Genomic DNA, 7,586 nt, shown 5'->3' with positions numbered 1-7,586 from the left:
ACAGAAACTCTGCTGCGTGATGACGACCAGTACAACATCGAATCTCCAAATTGAAAATCGATGTGAACTACTCCCTGATATGTGTTTCTATAATAGCATATGCAAAAATCTTCTGTCAATCCTCAATTTGGAAAACAATGAGAACCGTTTTGCTCTCTGTCCCATCCTATTGTGGTCCCTGAACCCCGGGTCCACCATTTTCAGAATTTGATGGTCCGGCAGAAGAAGTCTGTGACGTCTGTCCCGGAGCTTCAAGAATTGCATTCGTCTCTCTTGCATTTCCCGGGGTCTCAGAAGTCGTTTCTCTCTTTGCTCCCGGTCCAGTCACTGCATCGGTACTTTCCGGCTTCGGGGAAGCGACTACCGCACCCTTTGTCGTTTCTGCATGATCTTTTTTCTCGTCACTCCCGGAAGTGTTCTTTTCTTCCTGTGAAGTATTCTTTTCTTCCTGTTTGGACGAATCTAAAGCTTCAATGGTGGAAGAAATGGCAGAATCAGCAGAGGAATTTTCTGACGCACCGTCAGAACTTACGTTCGATTCAGTGTTCTCCCCGCTTCCGGAATTTGCTGCATTGTCTGCGCTCTCTGCAGCGGCCGTCTCAGACTTTTTCTTTTTTGAGCCTGAAGGATTTTCTCCCGTATTTCCCTGCGCTCCGATATTCTTTCCAGATTCTGTATCTTTTCCCGGCTGACCAAGTCCTGTCTTCTCCGCAATGTGATCACTGATCGACTGGACAGTCGAGGACGGAACAAAGTTTTCCTGATCATACAGGAAACTGTGAAGCTGAACAACGTTGCTTGCCAGCGTCGTCGGGATGACACAGGCTTTCTTTCCAATCTTCATCTCCTGATGAGAGAATGGAAAGCCGGAAGTCTGTCCAATGTAATATTTTCTTGCACTGCGCGCAAGGGTGAGAAGATCATTCAGACCAATGCTCGTAGAAATCTCCGGATAAACCGCTGAGGCAAGATTTTTCAGCGTCTTCGCGTCAGCATGCTTTGCCTTTTCCATTGCGAGGCCAAGTACCTTTCTCTGGCGTTCTGTTCGGTTGAAATCCGTATCCATCAGACGGAGTCTCGCATATGCGACTGCCTGCACACCGTCGAGATGATTCATTCCACTGTGCTCCAACTGGACGGAACCGATTCCGGTGGAATTTACCGTCTCGGTGATAAAAGAGTTGATATAGGCAAACTCCTTATCGGTGATCTCCAGATCGACACCACCAAGAATATTGATTCCATCGACAACCGCCTTCCAGTTAAAGGTTGCATAGTCATCCACTGTGAGATCCAGATTGGATTCCAGAGCGGAAACAGCCTGTTCGTGCCCGCCTTTAAAGTAGGCCTCATTAATCTTGTCGTAATCATTATCCGAGTCAATTCTTAAATAGCTGTCACGGAAAACGGAAGCCAGACGAATCTCACCCGTCTTTTTATTGATGCTGCAAAGCATCTCCACATCGGAGAGCGTTCCTTTTCCAAGATTTCCATCCCGGGAGTCAACACCGAACACAGCGATCGTCCAGTATCCGCCGCCGCGGAACCAGGAAACGCCCTGATAGCCGAAAAATAAGAGCAGAGCAATCAGAAGTACCGTCAATACGCCATTTCCCTTCTTCTTTCTCCGGCGTCGTCTGCCGCCGTTTCCACCCCCGGAATAATTGTCTGAACGATTTGAGCGGCTTCGACTCCTTGACGTATCTTCATCGTTGTGCCGATCATATGTTCGAGAGCCTCTTTTTGGCTCATAATCGCGACTTCTTTCCTCTGCGGAAGAAGATCTGCGAGACGACGATCGACGTCCCCGATTCTGGTTCCGTCTTCGCATTCGGTCAAGTTCATCTTCTTCATACGGTTGTCTGTCATCTCCGTATCCCATTCTGATTTCCTCCCAATTTTCTTGATTCCTTTTGTTTTTTGCTGTTCTTTGTTTTTGCAGTTTCTCGATTATTATTTTAACATACTTTCATGCCGATTCCATACGATTATTAATCATTGATCAGGCGGCGATAATACGGCCAGTTTGCATCACGGACGGCAACTGTCACGTTATTTACAGAGGCACTGCTCTCGTGAATACACTGAATCTTTCCATCGGAAGTCCATCCAAGGAACATGATCACATGGGCATCTGTTCCGGTACGGATAATGATGTCTCCCGGTTTTAACTGGTCGCGGCTGATGCTTGTTCCGGTGGCGGCAAGACCAGAAGTGCTCTCATAGGGAAGACGCTTTCCGGTCACTGACCAGTACACCCATCCGATCCATCCCGAACAGTCAAGTCCTTTCAGAACGCGGCCCTTGTAATCCGCAGTGGTCAGGATTCCAAACTGAGTTCCCTCATAATTCGGTGAAGATGCCTTTCCGCCCCAGTAGTAAGGAACTTTACCGACAGAATTTAATGCAAAACGGATGATGCGGAGGCGTTCCTCAGACAGGCCTACCGGAAGCTGTGCCATGTAAGCCTCGATTTCCGCGCTTGTCAGCGCATTTCTTCCCGAAAATGCAGATACCGTCAGACCGTATTTCTCAAACCAGTCCTGAGCGGCAAGGGAACGTGCCGCTGCCATCGTGGACTCATTCCATCCCGGCCAATCTGTCTCCGTGCTTCCGATATTGGCGGCATCATTTCCGATGGAATCCTTTGAGAAAAGGTTCTGTTTTGCTTCGTTAAGTCCATTGATCTTCATATGAATGATCAGATCCACGTGACCGGGACAATAGCTTGTCGTTGTCTGCTCTCCCTTTGTGCTCTTTGTGCCAGTTGAGCCACTTGACTTAGAAGACTTCGAATCAGAAGCAACCGCCTTGGAGGAAGCGGTAGCCGTAGCAGAAGCGGAAACCGCAGCAGCATCCGACCCGGTTGCAGTCATTGTCATTGCAGCGGAATCTGCCTGACTGGTGTTTGTAGAACTGTCTTTTGAGGATTCTGTGTTTGTACCCGCAGAACTTTCTGCAACTTCTGCAACTGTGGTGCTTTCCTGCGCATCCTGTTCAGAAGAAGTCTGCCAGGATGCCTTTTTGCTGGATACGACAAGGCCTGCTTTTGTCGCTGCTGCCGCTCTGCTTGATTCGACCTCCGCAACGGAAGACTCATAAGCTGCCTGCTTCGATTCTGCACGCGAAGCGTCCTCCGCCGCGCGCTGCAGAGAAGTCTTATTGGAGACAACTACGGAGGTGGAAGCGGAGTCATCGAGAAGATTTTCCTCAGATACAGCGCCTTCCTTCTCTTCCTCGCTCTCTGCCTGACTCTCTGCTCCGAGAAAAGCATCCTCATAGGAAATCCCGCTCTCCTCCTTCTTTGCCTCTTTCTCCAGTTCTTTCTTTTGTCTGAGCTGTGCATCCTCCCCGATACAGCCGTCGCAGTAGTAGACATCCGACAGGCTGACCGTGTAAGAATGAGACTGATCCCAGAGAGATTTCGCGTAAGAGAGAAAGAGGTCGTAATCCGTCACGCCCTTATAATAGGTATAAAGATTTGCCATCGACATGATCTCACGCACGTTGGAATAGGGGGTGATCGCCTTTCCATCTCCGTCCGAAGCAGTCATTCGGATGTTTTTGAACGAATTGATCGTCCAGGTAGACGGATCATCTTTCTTCTGCCGGCTGTCTTCCGGATTGTATTTTCCCATAACGGCGCTCTGCGGCTTGCCGAGTTTTTGTGCCATCTGCGCGGGAGTCACATCGGACATATCGTAGATCTGGCTGATCCAGTTTTCATCATGTGTCATCAGAGTCTTAAAAATCTGTCCTGCCAGACTCTGAGTGATCTGTGTCTGATCCGCCCCATCGGGGAAATAATGGGCAAGATTCAGTTCATCCGTAACCGGCTGCCACCCTGCATCATCCGCAACAACCTCTGCAGTGGCAAGTGAAGACGCCTCTGTCTCCCAATCGGTTTCTTCTTCTGAGGCAAGAACTTCTTTGACAACGGGTTCCTGCTGTCTGATCGGACAGAAATGACCGAGAACAGCGGTTCCACATCCGAACATCAGCAAAAGTCCCGCTGCCGCATATTTTCTTCGATCTGCAATCGCCATGCGGGACATCGCCCCGATCATGGAGTAGATTTTTCTTTTGTCAATTTTCATTACACTACGCACCTGGTTTCTGATTTTTCGATATATTATTGTAACATAGAAAAAACTGGAAATACAGAGACAATCCTCTGAGATTTTTTTTAAGATTTCTTGAAGATCTCATGAAAAACTCATAAAAAATCTCAATCTGCCCTATTTTGTCTGGTTAAACATTTGACGAAAGGAAGGACTTTTAGTATAATAGGGGACAGATCTGTGAAAAGGAGGAACAGAAGTCAAATAGCAAAGCTAAGCGCCAGGCACCCTGGGCAGGTTCGTGAACGGACAATCAAACATGTAAAGGAAAGAGTCCGCTGCATGCAGGGTTAACGAGGTGGAGAGAATATCGAAAATTCGGCGGGTGCTCTCCCATGCCATTCCGGGCGTGTATATCCAACAAAATATGCGGGCAACTGCAAAACAACTGCTGGATAACCGGAACAGAGAATAACACAGACTGCACGCAACCGGTTTGTGGTTTTCTTTGTGTACGAAATTTTAAACTTTAGAACTTAGAACGAGGAACTTTAAGCTGGCTATTAGGTAGCTGACCAGATAAGGTTTGCTTATGGAATTTGATTTGTAAAGTTTAAAACATTGGAAGAAAAGAAAAAAATTAAAAAAATCAGAAAATTCAGGAAATTTAGAAGAAAAGGAAGGCTATATCATTATGTGTGGAATTATTGGATACTCAGGACCTTTAGATGCTCGTAAAATTCTGTTGGACGGACTTGCCGGTCTGGAATACCGCGGTTACGACAGTGCCGGAATCGCTCTCGTCATGGAGGATTCTAGCATCTGTCTGGCAAAAAAGACCGGAAAAGTTCAGGCGCTGAGAGAATATTGCGATGAAGTCATTCACGGAGCTTCCCACTGCGGAATCGGTCATACGCGCTGGGCAACGCACGGCGGAGTGACGGAGCAGAATGCTCATCCGCATCGCGCCGGTCATGTGACGCTGATTCACAACGGAATTATCGAGAATTATCATGAATTGACCCAGGAATATCATCTCGAGGATCGTCTGGTCTCCCAGACTGACAGTGAGGTTGCTGCATGGGTGCTGGATTCCCTGTATGACGGAGATCCGCTCAAGGCAATCCGTGCTCTTCAGAAAAAACTGACCGGTTCTTACAGTTTCTGTATCCTGTTTGACGATCAGCCTGGAACGATCTACGCAATCCGAAATGTCAGCCCGCTCGTGGCAGCTTACACCCACTCCGGTGCTCTCGTTGCCTCTGACCTTACCGCGCTGATTCCTTACACCAACCAGTATTTCGTTGTCCCGGAGGGAAAGATTGTCAAACTGACCCCTTATAAGGTTCAGGTCTACAATCTGGATGAGACTTTCACGAAGTTCACACCAGAGATTCTGACGGTAAACTGGAATATGGATGCTGCAATGAAGAACGGCTATCCGTATTTTATGATGAAAGAGATCCACGAACAGCCGGATGCAATGAAGAACACCATTCTGCCGAGAATGAGTCACGGTCTTCCGGATTTCACGGATGACAAGATTCCGGATGATCTGTTTGAGAACTGCAATCAGATCCACATCGTAGCCTGTGGTACTGCCATGTATGCCGGTATGGTTGCCCGCGCAATGATGGAGCCGCTGCTTCGCATTCCGGTAGCGGTAAGCATCGCCTCAGAGTTCCGTTACGAGGATCCACTGGTCGATGAGAAGACTCTGGTTATCATCATCTCCCAGTCCGGAGAGACGATCGATACGCTGGCAGCGATGCGTCTTGCTCATCAGTACGGCTCCAAGACGCTTGCAATTGTTAACGTCAAGGGATCTTCGATCGCCCGCGAGAGTGACTATGTTCTCTACACGCATGCAGGCCCGGAGATCGCAGTTGCAAGTACCAAGGCATACTCCGTACAGCTTGCTGCGCTCTATCTTGTTGGATGCAGAATGGCACTTGTCCGCGGAAAGTTTACCAACCAGCAGGCAGCGGACTTCCTCTCCGACCTTCTCGATGCGATTCCGGCAATGGAAACGATGCTTGCACAGAAGGAGACCTTCCATGAGCTCGCAGTCCACCTGATCAACAGCCCGGATGCTTTCTTCATCGGCCGTGGTCTTGACTATGCGTTCTCTCTCGAGGGAGCTTTGAAGCTGAAGGAAGTTTCCTATATCCATGCGGAGGCATATGCAGCGGGAGAACTCAAACACGGAACGATCGCACTGATCTCAGATAACGTTCCGGTCATTGCAATCGCGACACAGGAACATGTCTTTGCCAAGACCATTTCCAACATCCGTGAGGTCAAGGCACGCGGTGCATTCATCATCCTTCTGACGAAAGAAAGTGCAGTTGTAGATGAAAACCTTGCAGACATTCACATCCGCATCCCGGATATGGATGATCGCTTTACCGTATTCCCGATTATTGTCGCACTGCAGTTCATCGCATACTACACGTCCATCGGAAAGGGCCTCGATGTCGATCAGCCGAGAAACCTTGCAAAGTCCGTAACGGTAGAATAAGTAGATATAAGTAGAATAAAAAACAGCTCCTGCCTCTTTCCTGGTAATCCACAGCAGATATCGGATTTCCAGAAAAGTGCAGGAGCTGTTTGTTGTATATACATTTATATTGGTATGTTTTCTATGTTACTGCTACTTATTACTGCTCTGCTTCCACATAAAACGGAGCCTTCTTGACAGTAATATGGATGCGGAATCCATTGATCTCCTCCTTGATAAAGATCAGGCGGATCGTCTTTCCGTCTTCCTCGTATCTCGCGGTATCGTAATCGACCGGATAGCCCTTTGCCTCCAGATACTCGATCGCTTTTGGCATATCATTGACAAAGAATCCGAGATGTCCCATCGTTCCTTTTCCCATCTTTTTCATCAGTTCCATCTTGTTGTCGACGGTAAAGAAAGAAGCCGGAATTTCCCGATAATCATGGTATCCCATCACCTCTGTGAAGAAATTCTTCATGCGCTCTCCATCTTCCGGAGTCTGTGCATTGATTCCAACATGTGCAAATTCAAATTTCACTTCATCATTTCCCAAAAACATCTTTCTACTTCCTTTCCATAAATATAATGTGACCATGTAGGCCATAAAAATATCTTCTTCCGAATCTATTTTACCTTAATTTGTCTGGGAAGTCCCATACATGTTTTGGATAAACCTTATAAGGATTTTTCTATCAAAATCGCAGAGTACCACGCCTGACAAACCGGATCAGACATGGGTGAATGCGTAATGATCTTAAAATATTTTAAATCATTCATTTTTTTGATTATTGATATATTCTTTTACCGCAGTACTCGTTCGGTCACTGACAGTCCCAATAAAATAGCTTAAACTCCAAAAATATGGCTTCCAATAGTAAGGTTTCAGTTCTTCTGCAAATTGTTTCCTGATATTTCGAGAAGATGCAGATTTAAATGCATTTACAAATTCTGCAAGATTTAAATTTGGCTTTGCATCAAACAAAATATGAATGTGATCCGGCATACATTCAAAGGCCTGAATT

Annotated in this window: 6 protein-coding genes; 1 reads left to right on the top strand and 5 read right to left on the bottom strand. The window is 47.1% G+C overall.

Annotated features, from left to right (window positions below; all coding sequences use genetic code 11):
- Nucleotides 1-166: 166 nt before the first annotated feature.
- From ACR0QE_RS12510 to ACR0QE_RS12500, 3 genes are all read right to left on the bottom strand, one after another.
- Nucleotides 167-1,603, bottom strand: coding sequence for an LCP family protein (locus tag ACR0QE_RS12510; protein WP_432628677.1), 1,437 nt, complete (start codon nucleotides 1,601-1,603; stop codon nucleotides 167-169).
- Complete coding sequence (locus ACR0QE_RS12505; RefSeq protein ID WP_432628676.1) at nucleotides 1,600-1,854, bottom strand: hypothetical protein; 255 nt, start codon at nucleotides 1,852-1,854, stop codon at nucleotides 1,600-1,602. Before ACR0QE_RS12505 ends, ACR0QE_RS12510 begins: the two co-directional genes overlap by 4 nt.
- A gap of 137 nt (nucleotides 1,855-1,991) precedes the next feature.
- On the bottom strand, nucleotides 1,992-4,097 hold the full coding sequence (locus tag ACR0QE_RS12500; RefSeq protein ID WP_432628675.1) for a C40 family peptidase: 2,106 nt from the start codon (nucleotides 4,095-4,097) through the stop codon (nucleotides 1,992-1,994).
- 658 nt (nucleotides 4,098-4,755) lie between these two features.
- Here ACR0QE_RS12500 and glmS point away from each other — a divergent pair.
- A complete protein-coding gene (gene glmS, locus ACR0QE_RS12495) occupies nucleotides 4,756-6,582 on the top strand; it encodes a glutamine--fructose-6-phosphate transaminase (isomerizing) (RefSeq protein WP_432628674.1) in 1,827 nt (608 codons plus the stop codon).
- A gap of 139 nt (nucleotides 6,583-6,721) precedes the next feature.
- Here the strand turns inward: glmS and ACR0QE_RS12490 are convergent, their stop codons facing one another.
- Nucleotides 6,722-7,123 (bottom strand): VOC family protein, encoded by a 402-nt coding sequence (locus ACR0QE_RS12490; RefSeq protein ID WP_432628673.1) that lies wholly within the window; start codon nucleotides 7,121-7,123, stop codon nucleotides 6,722-6,724.
- A gap of 210 nt (nucleotides 7,124-7,333) precedes the next feature.
- Nucleotides 7,334-7,586: IS200/IS605 family transposase (gene tnpA / locus ACR0QE_RS12485; RefSeq protein WP_432628672.1), on the bottom strand; the 253-nt coding region annotated here is incomplete at its 5' end.

The sequence above is a fragment of the Brotaphodocola sp. genome, assembly GCF_050873065.1.
GTDB lineage: Bacteria > Bacillota > Clostridia > Lachnospirales > Lachnospiraceae > Brotaphodocola.
Note: the sequence above shows the minus strand (reverse complement) of the source record. Positions and strands in the feature narration are given on the sequence as shown.

Coding starts and splice junctions, on each gene's coding strand:
- ACR0QE_RS12505 (WP_432628676.1), bottom strand. CDS start 1,854: ATGAAGAAGATGAACTTGACCGAATGCGAAGACGGAACCAGAATCGGG.
- ACR0QE_RS12490 (WP_432628673.1), bottom strand. CDS start 7,123: ATGTTTTTGGGAAATGATGAAGTGAAATTTGAATTTGCACATGTTGGA.
- ACR0QE_RS12500 (WP_432628675.1), bottom strand. CDS start 4,097: ATGAAAATTGACAAAAGAAAAATCTACTCCATGATCGGGGCGATGTCC.
- glmS (WP_432628674.1), top strand. CDS start 4,756: ATGTGTGGAATTATTGGATACTCAGGACCTTTAGATGCTCGTAAAATT.